This window comes from Nocardioides sp. T2.26MG-1, assembly GCF_950101795.1.
Taxonomy (GTDB): domain Bacteria; phylum Actinomycetota; class Actinomycetes; order Propionibacteriales; family Nocardioidaceae; genus Nocardioides.
Genome location: NZ_CATNLZ010000022.1, coordinates 1 through 699 on the forward strand (window position 1 = coordinate 1; position 699 = coordinate 699).

The window sequence follows — 699 nt, forward strand, 5'->3', positions numbered from 1 at the left end:
AGGCCGCGCACTTCGACGCCGTCGCGCTGCGCCACCTCGGCAAAGGCCTCCTGCACGTCATCGACCCCGACGCCGCCGACGCACATGCGGCCAAGCTGTTGGAACGAGAGGAAGCCGCCGCCGCCGCGAAGACCCGCTTGACGATGCGCGAAGACGACGACGGCGTCCTGCGCGGCACCTTCGCGCTCCCCGGCCGCCACGGCCAGATGCTCCGCAAGCAACTCCTCGCCCTCGCCGCCCCCCAACACCGCGCCGCGGTCAACGGACACCTCGGCGAACCCCGCCCGTCCCCCGAACGCCTCGGCCAAGCACTGGTCGAATGGATCGAGCGCTACCCCGCCGACCGGCTTCCCCACGCCGGCGGCGTCAACGCCACCGTCGTGGTCACCATCCCCCTCGACACCCTCACCGGCGGACACGCGCCCGGGACGCTGGACACCGGGGCGATGATCTCCCCCGGCGAAGCCCGCCGCCTGGCCTGCGAAGCCGGGATCATCCCCCTCGTCCTCGGCGGCACCTCCGAAGTCCTCGACCTCGGCCGCACCCGCCGCTTCCACACCAAAGCCCAGAGGATCGCCATCGCCCACCGCGACCGCGGCTGCACCGCCGAAGGCTGCGACGCCCCACCCGGCATGTGCCACACCCACCACGACCCCACCTGGGCCACCGGCGGCAACACCAACACCAAACACGGCCGAC

At 72.8% G+C, this 699-nt stretch carries 1 protein-coding gene; it reads left to right on the forward strand.

The features are described from left to right. A partial coding sequence (locus QQZ14_RS12805; RefSeq protein WP_284534710.1) for a DUF222 domain-containing protein occupies positions 1-699 on the forward strand: 699 nt, incomplete at both ends.